This window comes from Clostridium sp. Marseille-P2415, from assembly GCF_900155545.1.
Taxonomy (GTDB): domain Bacteria; phylum Bacillota; class Clostridia; order Lachnospirales; family Lachnospiraceae; genus Lacrimispora.
The window spans coordinates 3,487,114-3,509,907 of record NZ_LT732526.1; the positions used below are offsets into that span (position 1 = coordinate 3,487,114).

Annotated in this window: 21 protein-coding genes and 1 pseudogene; 8 read left to right on the forward strand and 14 right to left on the reverse strand. The window is 45.1% G+C overall.

Annotation, left to right across the window (positions count from 1 at the left end; all coding sequences use genetic code 11):
* Nucleotides 1–10: 10 nt before the first annotated feature.
* A complete protein-coding gene (locus BQ9856_RS24645) occupies nucleotides 11–184 on the reverse strand; it encodes a hypothetical protein (protein WP_159442053.1) in 174 nt (57 codons plus the stop codon).
* Between the two features lie 259 nt (nucleotides 185–443).
* Here BQ9856_RS24645 and BQ9856_RS20920 point away from each other — a divergent pair, with 259 nt between their 5' ends.
* The gene (locus BQ9856_RS20920) at nucleotides 444–2,027 is read left to right on the forward strand and encodes a recombinase family protein (RefSeq protein WP_077612734.1); all 1,584 of its coding nucleotides are present in this window, start codon (nucleotides 444–446) and stop codon (nucleotides 2,025–2,027) included.
* A gap of 27 nt (nucleotides 2,028–2,054) precedes the next feature.
* Here BQ9856_RS20920 and BQ9856_RS20925 read toward each other — a convergent pair whose 3' ends face one another.
* Nucleotides 2,055–2,795: a LysM peptidoglycan-binding domain-containing protein gene (locus tag BQ9856_RS20925; RefSeq protein ID WP_235839276.1), complete on the reverse strand. Its 741-nt coding sequence runs from the start codon at nucleotides 2,793–2,795 to the stop codon at nucleotides 2,055–2,057.
* 228 nt (nucleotides 2,796–3,023) lie between these two features.
* On the opposite strand from BQ9856_RS20925, the gene BQ9856_RS20930 reads away from it, so the two are divergent.
* Entirely contained in the window at nucleotides 3,024–3,719 is a 696-nt protein-coding gene (locus tag BQ9856_RS20930; protein ID WP_077612735.1) for a response regulator transcription factor, read from the forward strand.
* An 8-nt stretch (nucleotides 3,720–3,727) separates the two neighbouring features.
* Nucleotides 3,728–5,995 carry a sensor histidine kinase gene (locus BQ9856_RS20935; RefSeq protein ID WP_077612736.1) on the forward strand — a complete coding sequence of 756 codons (2,268 nt, stop codon included), beginning with the start codon at nucleotides 3,728–3,730 and terminating at the stop codon, nucleotides 5,993–5,995.
* Here the strand turns inward: BQ9856_RS20935 and BQ9856_RS20940 are convergent.
* Both BQ9856_RS20940 and BQ9856_RS20945 read right to left on the reverse strand, forming a co-directional pair.
* Nucleotides 5,985–7,340 (reverse strand): MATE family efflux transporter, encoded by a 1,356-nt coding sequence (locus BQ9856_RS20940; RefSeq protein WP_442855554.1) that lies wholly within the window; start codon nucleotides 7,338–7,340, stop codon nucleotides 5,985–5,987. The genes BQ9856_RS20935 and BQ9856_RS20940 overlap by 11 nt on opposite strands.
* Nucleotides 7,341–7,361: 21 nt before the next feature.
* Nucleotides 7,362–8,885 (reverse strand): C40 family peptidase, encoded by a 1,524-nt coding sequence (locus tag BQ9856_RS20945; protein ID WP_077612738.1) that lies wholly within the window; start codon nucleotides 8,883–8,885, stop codon nucleotides 7,362–7,364.
* A gap of 216 nt (nucleotides 8,886–9,101) precedes the next feature.
* Between BQ9856_RS20945 and BQ9856_RS20950 the strand changes: the two genes are divergently transcribed.
* Both BQ9856_RS20950 and BQ9856_RS20955 read left to right on the forward strand, forming a co-directional pair.
* A complete protein-coding gene (locus BQ9856_RS20950; protein ID WP_077612739.1) occupies nucleotides 9,102–9,908 on the forward strand; it encodes a ZIP family metal transporter in 807 nt (268 codons plus the stop codon).
* A gap of 21 nt (nucleotides 9,909–9,929) precedes the next feature.
* The gene (locus BQ9856_RS20955) at nucleotides 9,930–10,742 is read left to right on the forward strand and encodes a GNAT family N-acetyltransferase (protein WP_077612740.1); all 813 of its coding nucleotides are present in this window, start codon (nucleotides 9,930–9,932) and stop codon (nucleotides 10,740–10,742) included.
* A gap of 100 nt (nucleotides 10,743–10,842) precedes the next feature.
* Here BQ9856_RS20955 and atpC read toward each other — a convergent pair whose 3' ends face one another.
* The 8 genes from atpC to BQ9856_RS20995 all read right to left on the reverse strand — a co-directional run bounded on the left by atpC (nucleotide 10,843) and on the right by BQ9856_RS20995 (nucleotide 17,096).
* Complete coding sequence (gene atpC, locus BQ9856_RS20960) at nucleotides 10,843–11,259, reverse strand: ATP synthase F1 subunit epsilon (RefSeq protein ID WP_077613484.1); 417 nt, start codon at nucleotides 11,257–11,259, stop codon at nucleotides 10,843–10,845.
* A gap of 16 nt (nucleotides 11,260–11,275) precedes the next feature.
* Entirely contained in the window at nucleotides 11,276–12,670 is a 1,395-nt protein-coding gene (gene atpD / locus BQ9856_RS20965; protein ID WP_077612741.1) for a F0F1 ATP synthase subunit beta, read from the reverse strand.
* Between the two features lie 61 nt (nucleotides 12,671–12,731).
* Nucleotides 12,732–13,628 (reverse strand): ATP synthase F1 subunit gamma, encoded by an 897-nt coding sequence (gene atpG, locus BQ9856_RS20970; protein WP_077612742.1) that lies wholly within the window; start codon nucleotides 13,626–13,628, stop codon nucleotides 12,732–12,734.
* A 3-nt stretch (nucleotides 13,629–13,631) separates the two neighbouring features.
* Nucleotides 13,632–15,140, reverse strand: a complete 1,509-nt coding sequence (gene atpA / locus BQ9856_RS20975; protein ID WP_077612743.1) for a F0F1 ATP synthase subunit alpha — start codon at nucleotides 15,138–15,140, stop codon at nucleotides 13,632–13,634.
* 6 nt (nucleotides 15,141–15,146) lie between these two features.
* Nucleotides 15,147–15,650: an ATP synthase F1 subunit delta gene (gene atpH, locus BQ9856_RS20980; RefSeq protein ID WP_077612744.1), complete on the reverse strand. Its 504-nt coding sequence runs from the start codon at nucleotides 15,648–15,650 to the stop codon at nucleotides 15,147–15,149.
* Complete coding sequence (atpF, locus tag BQ9856_RS20985; RefSeq protein WP_077612745.1) at nucleotides 15,631–16,131, reverse strand: F0F1 ATP synthase subunit B; 501 nt, start codon at nucleotides 16,129–16,131, stop codon at nucleotides 15,631–15,633. Before atpF ends, atpH begins: the two co-directional genes overlap by 20 nt.
* Nucleotides 16,132–16,185: 54 nt before the next feature.
* Nucleotides 16,186–16,410 (reverse strand): ATP synthase F0 subunit C, encoded by a 225-nt coding sequence (atpE, locus tag BQ9856_RS20990; protein WP_171038724.1) that lies wholly within the window; start codon nucleotides 16,408–16,410, stop codon nucleotides 16,186–16,188.
* 23 nt (nucleotides 16,411–16,433) lie between these two features.
* Nucleotides 16,434–17,096 (reverse strand): F0F1 ATP synthase subunit A, encoded by a 663-nt coding sequence (locus BQ9856_RS20995; protein ID WP_200801334.1) that lies wholly within the window; start codon nucleotides 17,094–17,096, stop codon nucleotides 16,434–16,436.
* A 961-nt stretch (nucleotides 17,097–18,057) separates the two neighbouring features.
* On the opposite strand from BQ9856_RS20995, the pseudogene BQ9856_RS21000 reads away from it, so the two are divergent.
* Nucleotides 18,058–18,771: pseudogene (locus BQ9856_RS21000) on the forward strand (EAL domain-containing protein); the annotation flags it as partial.
* Nucleotides 18,772–19,155: 384 nt separating this feature from the next.
* On the opposite strand, the gene BQ9856_RS21005 reads toward BQ9856_RS21000, so the two are convergent.
* Both BQ9856_RS21005 and BQ9856_RS21010 read right to left on the reverse strand, forming a co-directional pair.
* Complete coding sequence (locus BQ9856_RS21005; protein WP_077612748.1) at nucleotides 19,156–20,178, reverse strand: FkbM family methyltransferase; 1,023 nt, start codon at nucleotides 20,176–20,178, stop codon at nucleotides 19,156–19,158.
* A gap of 1,038 nt (nucleotides 20,179–21,216) precedes the next feature.
* Nucleotides 21,217–21,564, reverse strand: a complete 348-nt coding sequence (locus BQ9856_RS21010) for a helix-turn-helix domain-containing protein (protein ID WP_077612749.1) — start codon at nucleotides 21,562–21,564, stop codon at nucleotides 21,217–21,219.
* Between the two features lie 578 nt (nucleotides 21,565–22,142).
* On the opposite strand from BQ9856_RS21010, the gene BQ9856_RS21020 reads away from it, so the two are divergent.
* Both BQ9856_RS21020 and BQ9856_RS21025 read left to right on the forward strand, forming a co-directional pair.
* Nucleotides 22,143–22,418, forward strand: coding sequence for a hypothetical protein (locus tag BQ9856_RS21020; protein WP_077612751.1), 276 nt, complete (start codon nucleotides 22,143–22,145; stop codon nucleotides 22,416–22,418).
* Nucleotides 22,419–22,495: 77 nt separating this feature from the next.
* Nucleotides 22,496–22,741 (forward strand): hypothetical protein, encoded by a 246-nt coding sequence (locus tag BQ9856_RS21025; RefSeq protein WP_077612752.1) that lies wholly within the window; start codon nucleotides 22,496–22,498, stop codon nucleotides 22,739–22,741.
* Nucleotides 22,742–22,794: the final 53 nt, after the last annotated feature.

Here is a 22,794-nt window from a genome sequence, read left to right on the forward strand (position 1 = left end):
GGCTCCGCCATCAGGCGGTATCCTCTGTATGTAAATGGGCCGCTCTTAAAGCGGGTAAAACCTCTCTTGCAATTTGCTTTAGAATGGTGTCAACCTCTTCAGGTGTTGTGTCTTTGCAATAGTCATCATAGAAAATAAAAGTAGTATCTCCCTTCTTTATTTCCTTTACCGGCTTACTTGCCATGTCACCGCCCCTTTCTAACAGATTCTATGTGTGACGGGTTGTACACCTTTCCATATTACGGTTACGAAGTTGAAATACTGTAGAGAACATGGTTACGCTTTATTTAAAATCCTACTATAAGGCGAAACAGAAATTGGATAAAATTTGCCAAAAAGGTTTAAAACCACTGGCATTTTAATAAAATTTTAAATGGGGGTAGGATCAGACCTGGTTTTGTGATCAAACCGTATCCTTACAACGAAACAAAAAGGAGGCACCTATGTCATACCTCATGTATTTACGTAAAAGCCGGGCCGACAAAGAAGCAGAAGCCCGGGGCGAAGGCGAAACCTTAGCCCGCCATGAACAACTGTTAACTGAACTTGCCGTAAAAATGGGGCTTCAAGTAGGTGCCGTTTACAAAGAACTGGTATCCGGAGAAACCATATCCGCACGGCCGAAGATGCAGCAAGCACTATTAGAAGTCATGCAGGGTATGTGGGAAGGCGTTCTTGTCATGGAGGTAGAACGTCTGGCCAGAGGCGACACAAAAGACCAGGGAACCGTAGCTGAGGCATTTAAATTCAGCAATACAAAAATTATCACTCCCCTGAAAATCTATGATCCTTCCGATGAGTTCGATGAAGAATACTTTGAATTCAACCTCTTCATGTCCCGCCGGGAATATAAAACCATCAACCGCAGAATCCAGAGAGGCCGCATCGCCGCCTTCCGTGACGGCTGGTACATAGCCGGAACCGCTCCGTATGGTTATGAAAAGGTCAAACACAAAGGAGACAAAGGCTACACGCTGGAGATCATACCGGAAGAGGCAAAGATCGTTGAATACATCTATGAACTTTATATCAGCGGTGAACTCCAGGAAAATGGCAGCTATGCCCCATTTGGCTCCTACCAGATCCGGGACCGGTTAAACGAGCTGGACGTACCCTCCCGAAGCGGAAAACCGTGGTCCGCTTCATCCATCATTGACATTCTAAGCAATCCTGCTTATGCCGGATACCAAAGATGGCAATGGCGCAAGGTACATAAGCAAATGATAAATGGAAAGATAATTGAGACCAGACCGAAGGATCCGGGCTGTGAAATAGTCCGCGGACGCTTTCCTGCAATAATAAAAGAAGAGAAATACGAATTGGCCCAGAAAATCAAAGCGGGCAAACCAAATCCCATGAATGCTGCGAATGCTTTACAAAATCCGCTTTCCGGACTGGTGTACTGCGCCAAATGCGGCACCATGATGACCCGGCAGCCCAGCAATACAAGACTTCGCTATGCAATCCTGCGCTGTCCTAACAGCAAATGTGATAATATTTCTTCTCCTCTCTCCCTGATAGAGGATCAGGTCATTGAAGGATTAAAAGAATGGATCCCAGAGTATGAATTAGACTGGTTTGAGGAATCCTATAAAGATCATGAGACAGCTTTGTCCGTCTTAGAAAACTCTATCCACAGCCTGGAGGAAAAGTACAATCAGATTTTAAAACAGCTCAATAAGGCTTTCGATCTGTTAGAGCAAGGTGTTTACTCCCTGGATCTATTCCAGGAACGGCATAAAATCCTGGAAAGCCAGAAAACAGAATTAATCACAGAATTAGGACATTTAAAAGAGGAGCGTGACCGCACAGCTGCCAGAGAGCAGGCAAAAAGGGATTTCATTCCGGCCATAAAGCATTTAGTTGATGTGTATTGGGAAATAGATGATGTCAGGCTGCGAAACTCCATGCTAAGAAATGTATTGAATCATATTGACTACTTAAAGACGGAACGAAATAAAAAAGGCGCCGGAAACACGGCGAATTTCACATTACAGTTTTATCCCAGAATCCCGGAAAGCCGCTAAAATACGGTTCTTCTTCCGGGTTAAAAATTACCTATAGCTTATCGGTTCATATGTATATCCCCATTCATATGTCATAAGAAACACCCGGTTGGCCGCTTCACCCAAAAGCCGGTAATCAACTCCTTCATACAAAAGCCCGGGCTGCTCCGCCGAGGTCTTGGGGGCCAGGGCCACCGTGACCTGATAGCCGAACTGGTTCATGATCTGTGTGGTCCGCTTGACAAAAGCTGCATAAGCCAGCCGGTCATCCCCCATAATATATTCGAAGTCAAAATCCATGCCTCCGTAGCCTTTTTCCTGCATCTTAAGGCCCAGATTCCAGACCAGCCGCTGCTGGACATCCGTATTATGTACCACCGTGCTGACCAGATTGTTGTTAAAGCGCCCGTCAGGTCCCAGGGGAGTCAGAGTCAGAATGGGACGCACTCCGGACTGTACGGCCCGCTCCAGCATCCAGTCTTCCGAAACCATAGGCGGAACCAGATCTCCCTCCAAAGTAAAACCATAGGAAAAAACATATAAATCTGTCAAAAAGGGAAGTGTGTTATCAAGATTTTCCGGACTTATAAACGGATATGCATAACCAAATACATAAAGAGGGGTCCTGTCTTCCAAAGGTGTTTCGTCATTAATATAGAGCGCCTGGCCTACAGCCAGGCGGTATGGGGGATCAATCTGGTTATCAAATACCAGAGTTTCTACCGGAATACCCTGGGACTGGGCAATGGCGTCAACATTGTCCCCCTGCTGTACCACATAAATTTTCATAAAAGCATCCTTTTACCAGAATTGGTAAAACATATGTTGAAAAAATCCGAAACATGATTGAACGGACAGCTTTTTTCCGTTTCTTCATAAAAAAGTAATGTGATTTTTTACTGCCTTCGTTGTATAATAGACGCAAGCGTATATTATCATGTTGCATTTATCAAATGCCGCTTCGCGGCGTCTGACCCGTTGCTTTCATGGTATAATAATGGAAAAGGAGGTTTTCGTATGCAGAATATCTTAGTATGTGATGATGACAAACAGATTGTAGAAGCGATTGATATATATTTGACCGGAGAGGGATTTCACGTGATCAAAGCCTATGACGGCTTTGAAGCCCTGGAGCTTTTGGAAGGGAATGAGGTGGATTTAATGATTCTGGACGTAATGATGCCGGGACTTGACGGAATCCGCACCACCTTAAAGGTCCGTGAGAACAGCAGCATTCCCATCATTATCCTTTCCGCCAAATCCGAGGACACCGATAAAATTCTCGGATTAAACATCGGGGCGGATGATTATATTACCAAGCCCTTTAACCCGTTAGAACTGGTAGCCCGGGTAAAATCCCAGCTGCGCCGCTACACCCAGCTGGGCAATATGAACCAGCAGCCCACAGGACAGGTATACAAATGCGGAGGACTGGCCATTAATGATGACAATAAGGAAGTTACCGTGGATGATGAGCTGATCAAGCTGACTCCCATTGAGTATAACATCCTGCTGCTTCTGGTAAAAAATGCGGGAAAGGTATTTTCCATTGATGAGATATACGAGCAGATCTGGAACGAGGAGGCCATTGGGGCGGACAATACCGTAGCTGTGCACATCCGGCACATCCGGGAAAAAATAGAAATCAACCCCAGAGAACCCCGCTATTTAAAAGTCGTATGGGGCGTAGGCTATAAGATCGAGAAACAATAGGAGCGCTTATGAAGAAAAAAAAAGAATTTGTGGTTCTCATGCATGTGCTCTTCTCCCTTCTTGTTGTTATCGGTGTCACCATCATGTACAACAACGCCCATTACGGAGAGGGCATCAGCTGGATCACCCATGAGACCTATGAGGACACGCCCGCCTTCACCCGCCAGTTCAAATCCGATATTGACGATATTTTCAATTATGTAAAATATAAGGAAGTATTTGAAACCAACGGAAGGCTGGATTATTCAAAGCCCATCATCCGCGTCACAGATGGCCCCGGAACGACCAGTGAATACACCGTAGACGAGATGATCCGCCGGGCCAAGTCCCTTGGTTTTTATCTGAATGAACAGTTTAAGGTGAGCGGCGGCCATCCGGATTCGAGTGACGGAGACTCGGATGTACGGGTGGATTACCGGGCCTACGAACCGGATTTCCAGGCCACAGAACCGGGAGAAGCCTTTCTCACCCTGGACGAGCTGTCCTATGAGGTGCTCACCCACTTAGGCAACTACTATTCTTTTTATTACCGTTTTATCCAGAATTCCAGCAACTTGAAATTTGAGATCCTCTATCAGAACACTGCGGAGGATTTCAAGCTTTACAGCAATGTCTCCGGCAAAACCTTAGATGACTTTAAAGCCATGGGAAGATACCTTTATGTCACCGGAGAGGGACTTTACGTGGACTCCAACTTAAACTCTGCCCCGAAAGATATTTCCTCCCAGCTGGAGAAGATGAATCCCTATAACAACGGCAATTATCATATGACGGTGGCAGTGGATACTGACTATCCATACAATGACGCCTATGCACAGGCTGCGGCTTCCTATGACCGCATGCGCATTTTATTTATCATCGGAATGATAAGCCTGGGCCTGGGCATTTTAGGCTGTGCAGCGACCCTGTATCTTCTAATATGCTTAACCGGACATGAGGCCAACGAATATGACGCCATCCGGCTGGACCGGATTGACCGGCTTCCTGCGGAAAGCTGCCTGATTCTTTTTTCCGCTGCAGCTGTCTGCGCCCTGTTTCTTTCCGATCAGCTGGCATATAAGATCATCCATCTGTTTCTGGCCGATGAACAATGGTATTACGGGGAACTGGTGCTGCGGGTCCTGATTTATTACGCGGTCGGACTGACTGCCGCCTTAAGCATTTTAAAACGGTATAAAGCCGGCACGCTCTGGTCCGGCAGCCTGATAAACCGTGGGCTTAAAAACATATCCCTGTATATTAAACACCACCGTTTCACCACACGGATCATGATTTCCTATGCCGTATTCCTGACCTTTAACATTGCCATGATACTGGCTTTTTGCTTCTTGTTATTTACCTATAGCAGTCTGGAATCGCGGATCCTTATGGGAGCGGTGGCCGTACTGTTTTTCTGCCTTGATTTCTGGGTCTTCCACCAGATGTATAAAAACGCCTGGGAAACTGACCAGGTCAACCAGGCCCTGTTAAACATATCCCAGGGCGACACCACTTATAAAATCGACACCGGTAAATTTAATGGAAAAGAGCGGGAACTGGCTGAGAACATCAACCACATCAGCACCGGACTGGAGGCAGCCTTACAGGAAAAGGTCCGGAGCGAACGCCTGAAAGCGGATCTTATCACCAATGTATCCCATGACATTAAGACTCCCCTTACATCCATCATCAACTATGTGGACCTCATAAAAAGGGAGCGGATCCAGGACCCGAAAATCCAGGGATACTTGGAAGTCCTGGAACAGAAGTCCCAGAGATTAAAGACCCTGACCGAAGATTTAGTAGAAGCCTCCAAGGCCAGCTCCGGCAACCTAAAGCTGGAAATCGCAAGCATTGACTTTGTAGAATTGATCCATCAGACCAACGGAGAGTTTGAAGAGAAATTTTCCATCCGCCATCTGGAATTGGTATCCACCCTTCCTGCCGAATCCATTTTGATCGAAGCGGACGGCAGATATCTGTGGAGAGTTCTTGAGAACCTTTATAACAATGCATTCAAATATGCCATGGAACACAGCCGGGTATACGTAGACATTACAAGAGAAGAGGACATGGTAGTTTTCACCATGAAGAATATTTCTGAAAACCCGTTAAATATACGCGCGGACGAACTGACGGAACGTTTCGTCCGCGGTGATGTTGCCCGGACTACCGAAGGAAGCGGCCTGGGAATATCCATCGCCAAGAGCTTAACCGAGCTTCAGGGCGGGGAATTCAAGCTTTACATTGACGGGGACTTATTTAAGGCAGGAGTGGCTTTTCCTGTTAAGAAATAAGCCGGATCTTCTCCCATTTCCCCGTAAGATACCGGATAAAAGAAATGATATAATTGGCCGTCCAGCCCATTGGAACCGCAAACCAAACGGCCTGGACGCCAATGACCGGAGCAAAAACAGCCGCTACCGATACACGGATTGCCAGATTAACCAGATTGGCGGCCGTGAATACCACCACATCTCCTGCACCGCGTAAAAGCCCGTCTGTGGTCGCTTTTAATCCAATACATATATAGAAAAACGAGATAAACCGGACATACCCCATACCTGTCTGGAATGCGGTATCCGCACTGCCCTCATTTAAAAAGCTCCGGATAAAGACATCCCCCCAGGCCACCATGATAAGGCAGATCACGACCGCAAACACACCTGCCATGGCATAGCAGTAACGGTAGCCCTTTCTCACCCGGCCGGTTTTCCCCGCACCAATATTCTGGGCAGTATAGGTGGACATGGCATTTCCCAACGCCAGCATGGGAACAATGCAGATGGACTCAATGCGGGTTCCCGCCGCAAAACCGGCCATGACCGCGGAACCGAACACATTGACCACGGACTGGACCATGAGCATTCCGATGTGGACGATGGACTGCTGGAGCGTCGATGGAATGGCAACACGCATCATATGAAACATCATATTCCAGTCATAGAGACGAAACGTTTCTGTCATCTCATAGGTCTTCAGGCGTTTTATCAGAATGACAAAGGATAATACTGCCGACAGACCCTGGGCAATCAGGGTAGCAATTGCCACACCGGCAACTCCCATGAAAAACCGGGTCACGAAAACCAGATCCAGGGCAATGTTTAAAAGGGAGGAAAAGACAAGCAGATATAAAGGTGTCTTCGAATCTCCCAGGGCCTGAAAAACTGAGGCCTGTACATTATACATGAATAAGAAAGGAAGCCCTATAAAATAAATGCTTAAATACACCGACGCATCATGAAATACATTATCCGGGGTGTTCATCCAGCTTAAAATCTGATTATTGAAAAGAAGTCCCAGACCGCCGAGCACCACACTGACCGACAGAAAGTTTATAAGAGTGGTGGATATGGCGGTCTTCATGTTCCCGGTCTGCTTTGCCCCTAAGAACTGGGATACGACCACCGAGCTTCCGATCCCGCCCCCTACGGCAATGGCAATGAACACATTGGTGATGGAATAGGATGCACCTACGGACGCCAGAGCTTCCTCGCCCACAAAGCGTCCCACCACCACAGAGTCTATGATATTATAAAACTGTTGAAATAAATTCCCAAGTATCAGGGGAAGGGCGAAGAGAAGAAGAGCCCTTCCCGGCGGATCCGTTATCATATCAATTGCTTTTTTCTGCTTTTTCATACTCATTATTCTAAACCAATCCTATCCAAATATACGCCAGCCACAGATAAAGTTGTTCTTCCACCAGGAGCTTAAAGAACGTTCTACCACACGTCCGTTACTGGAAGAGGCATCGATCACTTTTCCGCCTCCGGCTGCGATTCCCACATGTCCGCTCACTACAACGATATCCCCTGCCTGCAGGCTTCCAAAGCTGGTGATCTTCGTATATTTCCCTACGTTTCTCCAGCCGGATGAGGTTAAATAGCTCTGTCTGACTCCGGCCTGATTGAGGGACCAGTATATAAATCCGGAACAGTCAAAGGAATTCGGCCCCTTTGCTCCCCATACATAGGGGCGTCCCAATTTGGACCTGGCAATGGAAAGAAGTCCGCTTACGCCGGAACCTCCCTTAACGGTCCCGCCTTTGCCTGATCCGCCGGAGGAACCGGAGGAGCCAGCTGTTTTGACCCCGCTTCCCGTAAGCTTGTTCATGGTTTGCTGGCCCACAGATCCATCCGCGTTCAGTCCATTGTTGCTCTGGAATGCCTTTACCGCTTTTTCTGTCACCTCACCATAGTAGCCTGTTACATTGGAAGAGGCCAGATATCCATATTTATTTAACAGCTGCTGGATCCGGGTGACGGATTCCCCCTGTTCTCCCAGCATCAAACCGTTTGGCTGGGCCTCCGCACTGGTTAAGGCAAGCCGGGTGGAGGGCCCTAAATACCCATCCACCACCAGGTCATTACGGGACTGGAACTGTTTGACTGCAGTCACTGTGTCATCGCCGTAGGCTCCATCCGGGGTAGTGGTTAAATATCCCAGCTCCTTAAGACGCTGCTGGCAGGATAAAACAACATCGCTTTTTTCCCCATAAGCCAGAAAATTGGGTTTGATCTCATCGCTGTAGAGTAAATTTATGGTCTGGCGTCCTACTTTTCCATCTATGTTTAAGCCATTGACTTCCTGGAGCTTTTTGACCGCCGCTTCCGTTTCATCCCCAAAGCTTCCCGAAATCTGTCCGGAATTTGCCAGATATCCCAATTCATAAAGACGGTTCTGGATCCTTGAGATGTCATCGCCCGCTACGCCTTTGGATACGGCATAATATTTGGCTGAAGGTGACATAATGCTATTTAAAGTCTCCTGACCCACAATCCCATCCTGAGCCAGGCCGTTCTGCCGCTGGTACGTCTTAACGGCCGCCTCTGTCACGCTTCCAAAGTACTGAGTCGGTTCATCATTGTCCATAAAGCCCAGATCCATCAGGCGTTCCTGAAGGCTTGCCACCACGGGATGCTCCACTCCGTTCCGCAAATACTCAGGGATTGGATTCTCTTTTAATGCCGGAACATCGGAAAGCCTTGGCATTAAGTCTCCACCCGGGGTGAGTACGCCAATCGGCTTAAGTTCCTTCTTTTCTTCCGTTGCTATGGCAATGGAAGGTGTGGCTCCGTCAAGGGCCGTAACCGTTTCTGTCTTTTGGCAGCCAGCCAGAAGAGAGGCAGCCGCTGCCGCCATAAGCACGGAATATACAGAGCGCCTTTTCCATATTATATTCATAAATCAGATTCCTTTCCTAATTACGTCCATGTTTTTGGGTATAAAGGAATACCCGAAGGGTGCTTTTTATGTAAAATCAGGTCTATTTTAGCATAAATCTGCCGGAAAGGGAAAGGGAATTTATCTCATTGCACGGAAACACAGGTTGTGATATAGTAAAAATAAGGAAAACGCAGTTAGAACCAACTGACTATAAATAGAAAAGGAGGGCTTTTTATGACACCGATCTTGTGGGCTGCCGGCGGTACCGGCTTCACGTTTCTCATGACCACACTGGGAGCTTCTGTTGTATTTTTCTTTCGTAAGGAGGTAAACCAGGCTGTCCAGAGAATTTTTCTTGGTTTTGCCGCAGGCGTCATGATAGCGGCCTCTATCTGGTCACTTCTCATACCAGCCATAGAAGAAGCCGAAGCAAACGGAGGAATCGGCTGGATCCCGGCTGCCGGAGGTTTTCTCTTAGGCGTACTGTTTTTGATTCTATTGGATACTTACTTACCTCATCTCCATCCGGACGTCAGCAATCCCGGTAACAATGAGGCAGAGGGGATCTCTTCTACCTGGAAACGCACTACCCTGCTGGTGATGGCAGTCACGCTCCATAACATTCCGGAAGGCATGGCCGTAGGCCTGGCTTTTGCACTGGCCGCACAGCACGGAAGCGATCCTTCCCTTTATACCGCGGCCATGGCTCTGGCAATCGGGATCGGCATCCAGAATTTCCCGGAAGGCGCTGCCATTTCCCTGCCGCTCCGCCAGGAAGGTCTTTCCGTCGGAAAAGCATTTATCCGCGGCAGCATGTCCGGCATTGTAGAACCCATATTCGGCATTCTCACCGTTATCATTGCCGGAGGCATCGCACCTCTTATGCCCTGGCTGCTGTCTTTTGCGGCCGGAGCTATGATGTATGTGGTCGTAGAGGAACTGATTCCGGAGGCTCATCTGGGGGAACATTCCAATGCAGGGACCCTGGGCGTGATGGCAGGATTTCTGGTCATGATGATTTTAGACGTGGCTCTGGGATAAAGAGAAAGGAGGGAGCTTATCATGAAAAAACTGACCGGCGGGAATTACCGGGAAGCCATGGATTACATTCTGAAGGAACCGGAATTCAATCTTTTTATCATTGGTGATCTGGAAAATTACGGCCTTGACGGCCCGGACGTTTCTGCCTATACTTCTGATTCCTGGCACGGGGGGATGTTTCCTTTTTTTCTTCTGGATTATCGGAAGAATTATGTATTTTACAGCCATGATGAGAAGTTTCCGGCAGAAGAAGCGGCGGAATTTTTATCCGGATGCTCCATGAAGAATTTAAGCGGTAAGAAAGAATTGATCGAACGGCTCCTGTCCCATCTAAAGGGGCTGGAGATCGTTCCGAACTATCTGGCAAGGCTGGATTCCTTATCCAGCGAGGCACGTCCGGCTTCCAATGCCCGAAAGCTTGGGGAAAAAGACATCCCGTCCATCTGCAATCTCCTTTATCAAATTGATGAGTTCTTTACGATAAAGGAGAAAACTCCGGAAGAAAATCAGGAAGATATCCGTTCTTCCATTACCAACGGAGGCCGTATGTACGGCATTTTTGAAGGAGATATTCTGGTATCCGTTGCGGGTACCGCTGCTGAAAATTCCATGTCTGCCATGGTAGTAAGCGTCGGGACACTGCCCGGTTACCGGGAAAAAGGATATGCTTCCGCACTGGTAGCCCGCCTCTGCAAGGATTGCCTGGAAGAAGGCATGAAGTTCTTATGCCTGTTTTACAATAATCCGGAGGCCGGCCATATCTACCGGAAGCTTGGATTTTCCGAGCTGGGCCAATACGCCATGGTTCGGAGCATACATGCCAATGCTTCCTGATGAAAAGATATCCCTTCTTTAAGAGCCATTGAATAAAAAAGATATCCCTTAAGGCGATTTTACCTTTTGGGATATCTTTTTTCCTATAATCGGATTCCTGTCAAATCTTATATTTGTGCTTTGTACGCAGCCTTGCCAGTGATCTGGCTAAAGAAGCCTCAAAATGAGAATGCTCCTGAATGCTCTTGCTCTGCCTTAACTGTTCGGCTGCCCTTTCCCTGGCTTCCTCGGCGCGGCGTTCATCAATGTCCTCCGGATGCTCGGCGGTATCAACAAGCATGGTTACACGGTTGTTGACGATCTGGACAAAGCCATTTCCAACAACACCGTGAATCCACTGACCGTTTTCATCCATCAGGCGCATCTCTCCAATGGATACCGCAATTACCATATCCTCATGGTGGGGAAGAACCGCCTTTTCGCCATCCGCAAGCGGAATGACAAGCTTTTGGCATAAGCCCTTATAAAACACCTTATCGCTGGCAAGAACCTGTAGGAAAAATGTATTTGTACTCACAGGCAGCACCTCCAAGCTAAGCCTCTAATGTCCTGGCATTTTCAATGACCTCGTCAATGGTTCCCACATTAAAGAATGCAGCTTCCGGATACTGGTCCATCTCACCATCCACAATTGCCTTAAATCCGCGGACCGTTTCCTTAAGGGGAACGTATTTTCCTGCAATTCCGGTAAAGTTCTCAGCTACTGAGAAAGGCTGGGATAAGAATTTCTGGATCTTTCTGGCACGGTAAACGGTAGTCTTATCGTCATCTCCCAGTTCCTCCATACCCAGGATCGCGATAATATCCTGAAGCTCTTTGTATTTCTGAAGAATTTCCTGCACCTTACGGGCTACTTCATAGTGTTCTTCTCCAACTACATCCGGTTCCAGGATACGGGAATTGGACTCAAGGGGATCAACCGCCGGATAAATGCCCTGTTCCACGATCTTTCTGGATAAAACCGTAGTTGCATCCAAATGGGCAAAGGTGGTTGCCGGAGCCGGGTCCGTTAAGTCATCGGCTGGGACATAAACCGCCTGTACCGAGGTAACGGAACCATTTTTCGTGGAAGTGATCCGCTCCTGCAGCTCTCCCATTTCCGTAGCCAGGGTCGGCTGGTAGCCGACTGCGGACGGCATACGTCCAAGAAGGGCGGAAACCTCGGAACCTGCCTGGGTGAAACGGAAAATATTATCAATGAACAGCAGCACGTTCTTATGTTCTTCATCACGGAAATATTCCGCCATGGTAAGTCCTGTCTCAGCAACACGCATACGTGCTCCCGGCGGTTCATTCATCTGACCGAATACCAAAGCGGTCTTTTCGATAACACCGGATTCCCCCATTTCAGTCCAAAGGTCATTACCCTCACGGGAACGTTCCCCTACACCGGTAAAAATGGAATACCCGCCATGCTCTGTGGCGATATTGTGGATGAGCTCCTGGATCAGAACTGTCTTTCCAACACCCGCACCGCCGAATAAACCGATCTTTCCTCCCTTTGCATAAGGAGCCAAAAGGTCAATCACCTTAATTCCTGTTTCCAGGATTTCCGCGACCGGGCTCTGTTCCTCAAAAGCCGGCGGATCTCTGTGAATGACCCATTCCGGTCCGCCCTTTAAGGCTTCCCCGTTGTCAATGGTCTCTCCAAGGACATTAAAAAGACGTCCCAGCGTCTGTTCCCCTACCGGGACCTTGATGCCTTCCCCGGTAGCGGTCACTTCCATATCCTTGCACAGCCCTTCGCTGGAAGCCAGCATGATGCAGCGGACTGTATTGTTCCCCATATGCTGGGCAACTTCCATTACGCAGCGCTTCCCGTCATTGTCCACCTCAAGGGCGTCCTTAATGTTCGGTAAGTCACCGCCTTCTAAAAACTCAACGTCTACTACAGGTCCCAGGACCTGTACGATCTTTCCTTTATTCATATTCTGTTACTCACAGTCGTGAGGACTCCTCCTCTCTTCATTAATCGGAGATACGTTTCCATTACGCTTTCTTCCTTTTTTTCTTCTGGGCCTTTGCTCCGCTGATCACCTCGGTAATCTCCTGGGTGATGGCCGCCTGGCGGACCCGGTTATAGGTAATAGCCAGTTCGTCAAGCATTTCCTGGGCACTTTTTGTCGCAGCCTGCATTGCCATCATTCTGGAATTCTGTTCGCTGGAATAAGACTCCACCAGACCGCCATAGATAAAACCTGCTATATAATTGGGCACGATCGCATCGATCACAGCCTGGGGAGACGGCTTCATGGTGATCTCTTCCAGATGAACGCTAATGGGAACGCTCCGGCTCCCATGGCATTTCGGAATAGGAAGAAGCTGTTCTATTTCAGCCTCCATCTTCATAGCATTGGCCATTCTGGTGTAAATCATATACACCTCGTCAAGTTTCCCGGACAGGAAATAATCCACGATTTTTTCTTCAATGATCCTGGCACGGCTCATATTGGGCTTCTGCACAGTATACCGGAAATCCTGCTCCACCGGTATGCCTTTTTTTGTAAAATACTGCTGCCCCAGTTCTCCTACTACGAACAGCATAGGGTTACCGCCCTTGTCAATCTGCTCCTGGGCCAGCTTGAATACGTTATGATTATAAGCACCCGCAAGTCCCTTGTCAGCCGTTACAACGATGTATCCGATCTTACGGTCCTCTTTCTTTATCTCTGGCCTGGTATCCAGATACGGGTCGTCAATGTCGGGCGTATGCCTTATGATCCTGGCAATGGTTCTCTGCAGCGCATAAAAATAAGGCTCCGTATCAGTCAGGGCTTTTCTTGCCCTTTTAAGCTTTGACGAGGAAATGGTATACATCGCATTGGTTATCTTCATGGTACTTTTGATGCTGTTCATCCTGCTTTGTATCTCTCTCGCATTTGCCATATCTTACACCCGTTTCTGTTTAAATTCAGCCGCCGCATCAAGAATTTTCTGCTTCAGCTCGTCAGACAGTACCTTGCTTTCTTCAATTTCCTTACCGATTTCCGGATGGACCTCATCAAAGAAAACCAGCATTTCTCTCTGGAAATCCTTGATTTTGGAGGTCTTTACATCCAAAAGCAGGCGGTTATTGGCAGCCACCAGGCTGATCACCTGGGCATGAAGGCTTAATGGATGACCTAAAGGCTGTTTTAACAGCTCAGTCAGTCCCTTTCCGTACAGGATCTGTTCCTTGGTAGCCGGATCCAGATCAGAGCTGAACTGGGTGAATACCTCCATCTCCCGGCACTGGGCCAGATCAATACGGAGGCTTCCTGCAGCCTTTTTCATTGCTTTTGTCTGGGCTGCACCGCCGACTCGGGATACGGACAGACCAACGTTAACAGCCGGCCTCATACCTGCGAAAAAGAGGTCACTCTCCAGGAATATCTGTCCGTCTGTGATGGAAATGACGTTGGTTGGAATATAGGCAGATACATCTCCCGCCTGGGTTTCAATGATCGGCAGCGCCGTAATGGAACCGCCTCCTGATTCTTCACGCAGCCGGCTGGAACGCTCTAACAGCCTGGAATGAAGATAGAATACGTCACCCGGATAAGCCTCACGTCCCGGAGAGCGTTCCAAAAGCAGGGACAGGGCACGGTAGGCCACTGCATGCTTTGATAAATCATCGTATACGATCAGTACATCTTTTCCCTTATACATGAAATATTCCGCAAGCGCCGTTCCGGAATAAGGAGCGATATACTGTAAAGGTGCCGGCTCACTGGCCGCAGAGGATACGACAATGGTATAATCCATAGCTCCGTAATGTGTCAGGGTATTTACCAGTTTTGCAACGGTGGACGCCTTCTGCCCCACAGCTACGTACACGCATACCACATCTTTCCCCTTCTGATTTAAAATGGCGTCAATGGCAATGGAAGTCTTTCCGGTCTGGCGGTCGCCGATGATCAGCTCCCTCTGTCCACGTCCAATGGGGAACATGGAGTCAATGGCAAGAATACCGGTTTCCATGGGAACGGTCACGCTCTTTCGGTCAATAATACCCGGCGCTTCATTCTCAATGGGCCGGTAATCATCCGACGGGATTTCACCTTTTCCGTCAATCGGCGCGCCCAGAGCGTTTACAACTCTTCCGATAAATGCATCGCCTACCGGAATGCCTGCACGCCGCTTTGTTCTGGTGACCTTACAGCCTTCCTTAATATCCCGTTCCGGTCCGAACAGGATGCAGCCGATATCTTCTCTTCTGATATCCTGCACCATGCCCTTTACACCATTATCAAAAATAACGATTTCGCCGTACATCGCATGGTCGATCCCATAAACGGTTACGATGCCGTCGCCTACGCTGATGACAGTTCCCACTTCCTGGTCCCTGGCATGTGCGTCATAATCTTCAATCTCACTTCTCAATATAGAAATAATTTCATCTGAATTGATGGAAGCCACGTTTTATCACCTCCGCATTATTTTTTGTTCTAATTGCCGCAGACGTCCCTTTAAACTCCAGTCAGTCTCCACATCTCCTACGCGGATGATGAATCCACCAATTAAACCGGGGTCTTCTATCAAGCGGAGCCTTACATCCTTTTTCCGGTATTTCCTGCACAGCATGTTCTTAATTTCACTAAGCTGTTCTTCCTCCGGCTCCGTCACATAGTACAGGGAAGCTTCCAGAATCCCCTGCTGTCTGCAGGCATAGGTGCGCCATGCCTCAAAGATTTCTTCTGCAAGTCCCATATCCTGACGGTCCACCAGAACCTTAAGAAAGTTTCGAATCTCTTCCGGAAATACCCGGTCAATGATCCGGTGCTTGGCTCTTTTTGCTATGACAGGGTTTTTCAGAGCGTGTTTAAGCTCCGGCACCGTCCTTAGCGCCAGAGCCGCTTCCTCTATGACCGTCTCAGGAATGGATAGTTCATACAGCACCTGCCCGTAATTAATTGCTGCCTGCATCATGAGAATCACCTGCTTCTGCTAAAAATGAATCGTAAAGCGCCTGGTTTGCCTTCACACTCGCTTCCTGATTAACTACCTTGGCTGCTGCTGCAATGACTAAGCCGGCAATCTGCGCTTTTGCCTCACGCATAGCCTTTTCCTGATCGGCTTCCGCTTTTTTCTGAGCTTCCACGATCACCCGTCCTGCATTTTCTTCCGCATCCTTTAAGATCCTGTCATACTGAGCCCTGGCCTGGATTCTCGCTTCTTCAATGAGCTTTGCTCCTTCTTCAGAGGATGCTGCCAGCTTTTCTTCATACTGCTTCTTAATCTCTGTTGCCTGCCCCTCTGAACTCCTGGCATTTGAAATGCTCTGCTCAATCATCACCTGCCGTTTATTCATCACACCCATAACCGGCTTAATCAGGAAATGTTTAAGCAGAAGATACAGGACGATGAGATTCACGATATTCCATACAAGGTTCATATCCAGTCTAAGCATCTGTACCGCCTGCCTTTCTTTCTAATTTTTCTAAGTAATTCCCGAATGAATGCATTATTTGAGGAATAAGATGATGAGAAGGGCAATGACGAAACCGTAGATGGCAGTTGCCTCTGCAAGTGCACATCCTAACAATAAAGATTTGCTGATTTTTCCTTCTGCCTCCGGCTGTCTTGCAATGGCATCCACTGCCTTGGAAGTTGCCAGACCGATACCTACACCTGCTCCAACACCTGTTAATACTGCGATTCCTGCTCCAATAGCTGTTAACATAATAATCTCTCCTTTTGATTTACTTTTGTCTACTCCACTGCTTCTTTTATGAAGAGGGCTGTTAAAAATACAAATACATACGCCTGGATCAATCCGTCAAAAATGTCAAAATAACAGGTAAACGGAATTGGTATGATGGGCGCCGCCAATTGCTTGATTAATTCCATAACTACGAATGATCCAAGGACATTACCGAAAAGCCGCATGCACAAGGAAAGCGGTTTAATAAATAATTCCAGGACATTGATCGGGGCAATGATCGCTACCGGCTCCGCAAAGCCCTTTATAAATCCCTTGACCCCTTTTTTGTGAAAACCTGAATATTCTATCAGCAGGATGCTCATAATAGCAAGCGCTGCGGTGGCATTTAGATCCTTGGTTGGCGGCTTGAAGCCCACCAGGCCAATCAAATTGGCCACTCCGATATAAATTGCCACGGAGATCAGATAGGGTATATAACGCTTCCCTTCTTCTCCGACCAGGTCTTCAAAGAAATTGTAAATTCCGCCGATTGTCATCTCAAGCGCCAGCTGCTTCTTTCCAGGGTTCTCAACTTTTAAATTTCTTACCAGGACGATGGAAAGGAGAGTCAGTGCAGCCATGATAATCCATGTTACCACTACGGATTCAGCGATTGGAATGCCGCCAAATATGGGAATGGTAAATACCGTTTCGCAGTTCAGTTCTTCCATTAACTTCTCTGCTAAATCCTCCGTAATGCTCACTTCCTTTCTTAAGAGACTGTCTTTCTCCTTTATATCATACCAGTTTCATCAAATTGTACTCATAATAATACAATTAATATTAGGTATACCGTGTATCATACTTTTATCTTTTCTAATTGTCAACTCTTTGCCTGAATCGTAACGTCTTATTAATGTCTGCAATTGTTTGAACATTTGGAACAATTTATGTGGTTATTTTTCTGAATTTATTATTAATTTTTTAAGTGAAATTGTAAAGCATTTGTAAAGTCCCCCGCTTTCAAAGTATTTTTCCAGATTTTATAACAAAAAAAATTCTTATAATTTGTGAATAATTACAACAAATAATTTTCCGTTTTTTATTTTCTCCGTAATTACTACCTAAGGCTGATGAAATTATAATGAAAATGATGGAAAAAAAGACACCTTCCAGCCTGCATCCCTCCTTTAGTCCCACAAATCTCACAAATGCTCCGTCTTAAAACTCTCTAATTTTTAATGTTTTTCTTCCTATTAAAATAAAGTTTTATGACACAATGAGGAAAAAAGCAAAATTATATAAGATGGTTTGTTTATGGGAGAAATGATTTCTTTATTTGATGGGACAAAACCGTTTCTGAACAGGAAAGTTCCGGGCGGAGCACGGGCTGTTCCATGAGATCTTTTATGAATATTGCAAGGATGAAGTGATAAAAGATGTCATTCACTGGATCGAAGTGCGGATCTCATGCTGATGCAGGAAGCCTGTTTTGCCGTCCGGATAAAGTGACTTGGCAGGATGGTTTTCTAATCGTCTTCTATCATTTAAGTATTACATAATTTTTACAATATTATGCTTGTACTTTTTTACTTGCTCCGATAACATTTATTTATTGAAAATGGAAACATTATGCCGAACAAAGGCTTTGGAAAACTCCATATACCTGGATGAAGAAAAAAGCTTTTTCTAAACGTGAATTCTAATATTATTCACGATAAAAAATTTCGGAAAGGTTTTACAAAATGCAGGCTGAAGGAATATGGCCTGAATTCCGATAACATCATATTTGAAATAACGGAACGTGTCGCCGTAATCGACAGAGACACTTTTTTAAGTTCCATACATCATTATAAAAACCAGAATTATGGAATCGCGATCGATGACGTCGGCGCCGGTTATTCCGGCCTCAACTTCATTGCAAACGTCAGACCGGATCTTATAAAACTGGATATGAACCTTGTCCGGGACATCGATAAGGATGAAACAAAGCAATTGCTATGCAAGGCAATGGTAGATTTCGGTAAAAATGCCGGAATTCTGCTGATCGCTGAAGGAATTGAGACCGAGGACGAATTAAGGACACTGATTCAATTAAATGTAGATCTGGGGCAAGGTTATTTTTTAGGTATCCCTCAGGAATCATTCCAGGATATCACTCCGGACAGAGCCGGGCTAATTGTAAAATACCACACAAAAAATAATGCCTGGAAGTACAGAAACTCGGTTTATCCCATAATCGGACACCTAGCAAAGCCCGGATATACCTTCTCTCCCAGGGAAAAAGCAGAGAAAATTTACGAGACTCTAAGGCTTCATTCTGTCATAACCGAATTCACGGTCATTGAAGATGTAGTTGGCTATTACATACGCAAATGGTTAGACCGAGACAATAAGGACAACTAACCTAAAAGAAACCCCGGAGACTAGCCCTCTCCGGGGTTTCGCTTTGTGCGTAATGTACATATTAAGTTTCTTGGCTATCTTTAGCATATTCTATCCAAATAAAGATGTCAAGTAAAATTTGTATCTCAATTATGCACAAATCTTCTTCTGTAATAAATTTAATAGGCTTTTTTTCTAAGTCGCTGTTCCGCAAGCTGCGCAAAGCTATAACAAAAAAGAGCCGCGCAAACCTGATGGATTCAAGGTGCGCGGTTCTATCATTTTAATGGCCGATGCCATAAAGCAGGACTTAGGAAGACGCAATGGAAATTTGGGGAAAAACGAAAAATATAATCCCCAAATTTTTTGATATATATTTTTTTATTTTTTTCTAACTGCCGGCCATTACAACGCATATAATACAAATTCTGTCGGAACCAGTGCATACCCATAATATCGCAAATAAAACCGATAAGACGCATCAATTTCACTAATGATACGTGCCAATTTCCATAGATCTTTATGATTATGGTAAGAACTCAATGCCAACTTAGGATGATACTTCGCTATCTTATTCCGACACCCTAATAATGCACTTTCTTCTCCACCCTCAATGTCCATCTTAATAAAAGTTACTTCCCCTTCAATATCATCATCTATGGGAACTGTTGGAATCCTTATTGATCCCTTTTCCCCAAGTTGATTGACGGAGGAAATACCGTCCTGCTCTAAATACATAAATCCGCTTTTATCACTTACACCCTTCGCACGCACTACTACATTTTTTAGTTTAAATGTCTCCACGTTTTTATAAATAGATTGTACATTTGCCGGTACAATTTCGTAACAATAAATCCGTTTATAACAATCTTTGCCAAACATATTCGTATATTGTATCAATGTATCCCCTATATAAGCTCCAATGTCTACAAAAACCTCATTGCGATCACAACGAATCAAATCAAAATCAAAATATTGATTAAAACACTTATCACAAATATCTCCAGTAAATGTCTTATCCGTCTTTAGCCAATATGAAAGGATGTTTAACAAAATCTTCTTAGACCTATAATCGCTAAGCTGCCCATACAACCATTCAAAATCTTTTTTATGATTTACTAATGCATCTGCACGGTTTTCCACAAGATCATATATTCCTTTGTCAGGATCATACGCTCCCCACAAGCTACTGTAATGGTTATAATAATTAACAATTGCATCATAATTTGGCCGATCTTTTTTCTGACAGTACCGTAAATTTTGTTTAATTCCCTCCTTGATATCTTCCAAATTACGTTCTTCTATAAAATTCATCAGCCGGCCAAAATATTTATCAACCTGAATTGATATACCTTCATCTCGAACTGGATACCCTCTGTTCAGCATTGCATTATCTTCTTTTTCAGAAGAACCGTTTTGTATTGACATCTTGTCTCCTTTTATTTTTTTACTTATACTATATTATTCAACTTTTAAAAGAAAAGTGCAAAAAGGTTCATAGTCAATTCTTAATAATGTAACAAATAGGACATGTATATTTTATTGGAGGAATAACGCACATATCCAAAGAAAAAAATTTAAAAAGAATTTGCAAAGGCACATTTTTTCTAAAAAGAAAAAAGCGGACACCCAGCCGGCATCCGCTTTCCAACCAATTTAAATTTTACTTAACAAACACGCTCAAACCTGCATAAATCCAGACAAAGGAAAAGCACCGACCCCGCAGCTCTCCGTCTGCAAAACCAGTACTTTTTTAGTATGCCTTCAGGGACTCGAACCCTGGACAAATAGATTAAGAGGAATATAGGTATTTTGTATCTCATTTTCAGAGCTGCAGCCGACGATCAGAGCGGGATTTGAGGTGCAAGAATGGTTGACATGTTATTCATTTGGATATAAAATATTAGTATCCTTTCTGCTGTGTAGGAATAGGGTGGAACAGCTATGAAAGTCCATGGTAAACGCCTTGGGCTTTCTTATTTTCGCTGTATCTCAATTTTGTTTACGGATCCTGGCAGCTGCGAAAATTTTGAGATACATTTTGTCCAGCAGTTGACATCTTCATTTTTTGGGTGTAATATAAAGGTATCCAAAAAAGTTTAAGATGTTCCATTTTGCACAAAGCGAAACCCCAGAGATGGCAGTCTCTGGGGTTTCTTTTTAGGCTAGCTGTCTTTGCGGTTTCGGTCTAACCATTTGCATATGTAGTATCCTACTACTCTTGCCATAACCGAAACTAAAAAGTTTAAAATGCTATCCATTTTGCACCTCCTTCCCCTGTCGGGTATAGAGTTGCGACAGCATTTACATTATATTGCCTTTTTTACGTTTCGTCTACAATTTTCGAAAAAGAGAGGGGCTCCGCTTTTTGGAGTCCCTCTCTTCTGTATCTCAATTTGCTTCCCTGGTTGCCCGGAGCTTCTCCGATCAGGAATTGAGTTGAGATACAATTTCTTTATTTATGTTTTATCCAATCTTTGATTCTGATGATTTCCCCGAAGAATATTGTTCTGCTTTAGATTCTAAACGGCCAAGCTCGCGGAGTTGTATTTTCTCTGGTAGCTGACGGAAATGCTTTAGCATTTCCACTTCATATTCTGTTAGTCCTTCTTGCTTCTCCTTACCTGTGATTAGATATTCTAAAGATATCCCCAAAAATTCACATATTACAACAGAATATTCAATTGGAGGATTACTATTTCTTTTTTTCCAGTTAGAGATTACACTTTGCTTTATTTCTAGTTTTTTAGCCAGTTCCGATGTTTTTAACCTTTTTTCTTGTATGATATCAAAAATACGTTCACATATTGTCATTATTTTTCCTCTCAAAAAATTGTCATTTGTTATATTATATCATTGACTTGTTGTCATTTGTGAAGTATAACTATAAGCGTGAGGGGTGATACCTTTTCACCCCTCACGGAAAAGGCCATATTATCATCCTCACGGATGTCTAATATGGAGCTCCAGTGCAGGAACACCAGAAATGTTTCAATAAAACGTCGCAGTCTTATTCTAACATTTTTGGTCGCTCCTGTAAACACAGTAACTTATTAATGATGTGTTTGCGGCAGGCTCTTATACCCGCCGCGGATAGGAGGTCAAATGAGTTATAGGCTCAATCTAAACAAATCTAAGATGTATGCGCTCATGAGTGCAGTTAACAGCGATCTTCCCTTGGTGCATAAATGCGACTTTAGTCATCATCGTTCCTGCTACTGGATGTCATATCTGCATCCTGTTACTGGTGACTGTATCCGTGTAACTGTTACACCCGTCTTAGGCGATACTATCATCTGCTTTCGAAACGAATCAGAAGGCACCGATTACCTGATTGAACATTTTAGCATTCAGTACCTAATGGAACATGAAATGCTCCGGGAGGTGTCCGCATGAGTGTTGCAAAAAGTGTAAGGATTCCGGAAGAGGTTTACGATTACATCAACAATTATTCCGGTGAAGGGTTTAATCAGAAGTTTGTTAATATTATCCGGGATGCCAGAGACACCGAACCAGAAAGAAATGAAACACTTGATCGGCTTAATAAGCAGATTTCCGAACGGGAGAAATATCTTAAGGATACTGCTAAAAGGTTAGATGAATTAGCATCTGAATTGAGATCATTATCTTTTGATATAACGTATATCCGAAGTCACCATATCATTTAATTCTGTATCTCATAACAGCTTAATTAACCAGGCTGCAGCTGTAGCAAGTGAGATACATGGAAAGGAGGCATTCATCAGTGGAACGGTACACGGAAGAAATGAAACTCTGGTTGTTTAATCTGGCATGTGGAAATTTAAATGATGAAAATACTTTAAAAGGCTTCATCAAGTACTATGTTTTGTATGACTTTGGTGTAAGCCAGGTTATTAACGATATTGTTTTCCATACCATGTTTGGGACGGGAGGTGTTATAAATGCAAGAGAAAGCATTATTAAGGCTTTAAACCAAACGATTCAAACGTGGAAAGAAGACATATGGTAACAGCGTTTATACTAAGATCGGCATTGTTTGATACTGTATCTCAAACCAGTTCC

Coding starts and splice junctions, on each gene's coding strand:
- BQ9856_RS24645 (WP_159442053.1), bottom strand. CDS start 184: ATGGCAAGTAAGCCGGTAAAGGAAATAAAGAAGGGAGATACTACTTTT.
- BQ9856_RS20920 (WP_077612734.1), top strand. CDS start 444: ATGTCATACCTCATGTATTTACGTAAAAGCCGGGCCGACAAAGAAGCA.
- BQ9856_RS20925 (WP_235839276.1), bottom strand. CDS start 2,795: ATGAAAATTTATGTGGTACAGCAGGGGGACAATGTTGACGCCATTGCC.
- BQ9856_RS20930 (WP_077612735.1), top strand. CDS start 3,024: ATGCAGAATATCTTAGTATGTGATGATGACAAACAGATTGTAGAAGCG.
- BQ9856_RS20935 (WP_077612736.1), top strand. CDS start 3,728: ATGAAGAAAAAAAAAGAATTTGTGGTTCTCATGCATGTGCTCTTCTCC.
- BQ9856_RS20940 (WP_442855554.1), bottom strand. CDS start 7,340: ATGAAAAAGCAGAAAAAAGCAATTGATATGATAACGGATCCGCCGGGA.
- BQ9856_RS20945 (WP_077612738.1), bottom strand. CDS start 8,885: ATGAATATAATATGGAAAAGGCGCTCTGTATATTCCGTGCTTATGGCG.
- BQ9856_RS20950 (WP_077612739.1), top strand. CDS start 9,102: ATGACACCGATCTTGTGGGCTGCCGGCGGTACCGGCTTCACGTTTCTC.
- BQ9856_RS20955 (WP_077612740.1), top strand. CDS start 9,930: ATGAAAAAACTGACCGGCGGGAATTACCGGGAAGCCATGGATTACATT.
- atpD (WP_077612741.1), bottom strand. CDS start 12,670: ATGAATAAAGGAAAGATCGTACAGGTCCTGGGACCTGTAGTAGACGTT.
- atpG (WP_077612742.1), bottom strand. CDS start 13,628: ATGGCAAATGCGAGAGAGATACAAAGCAGGATGAACAGCATCAAAAGT.
- atpH (WP_077612744.1), bottom strand. CDS start 15,650: ATGATGCAGGCAGCAATTAATTACGGGCAGGTGCTGTATGAACTATCC.
- atpF (WP_077612745.1), bottom strand. CDS start 16,131: ATGCTTAGACTGGATATGAACCTTGTATGGAATATCGTGAATCTCATC.
- BQ9856_RS20995 (WP_200801334.1), bottom strand. CDS start 17,096: ATGGAAGAACTGAACTGCGAAACGGTATTTACCATTCCCATATTTGGC.
- BQ9856_RS21005 (WP_077612748.1), bottom strand. CDS start 20,178: ATGTCAATACAAAACGGTTCTTCTGAAAAAGAAGATAATGCAATGCTG.
- BQ9856_RS21010 (WP_077612749.1), bottom strand. CDS start 21,564: ATGACAATATGTGAACGTATTTTTGATATCATACAAGAAAAAAGGTTA.
- BQ9856_RS21020 (WP_077612751.1), top strand. CDS start 22,143: ATGAGTGTTGCAAAAAGTGTAAGGATTCCGGAAGAGGTTTACGATTAC.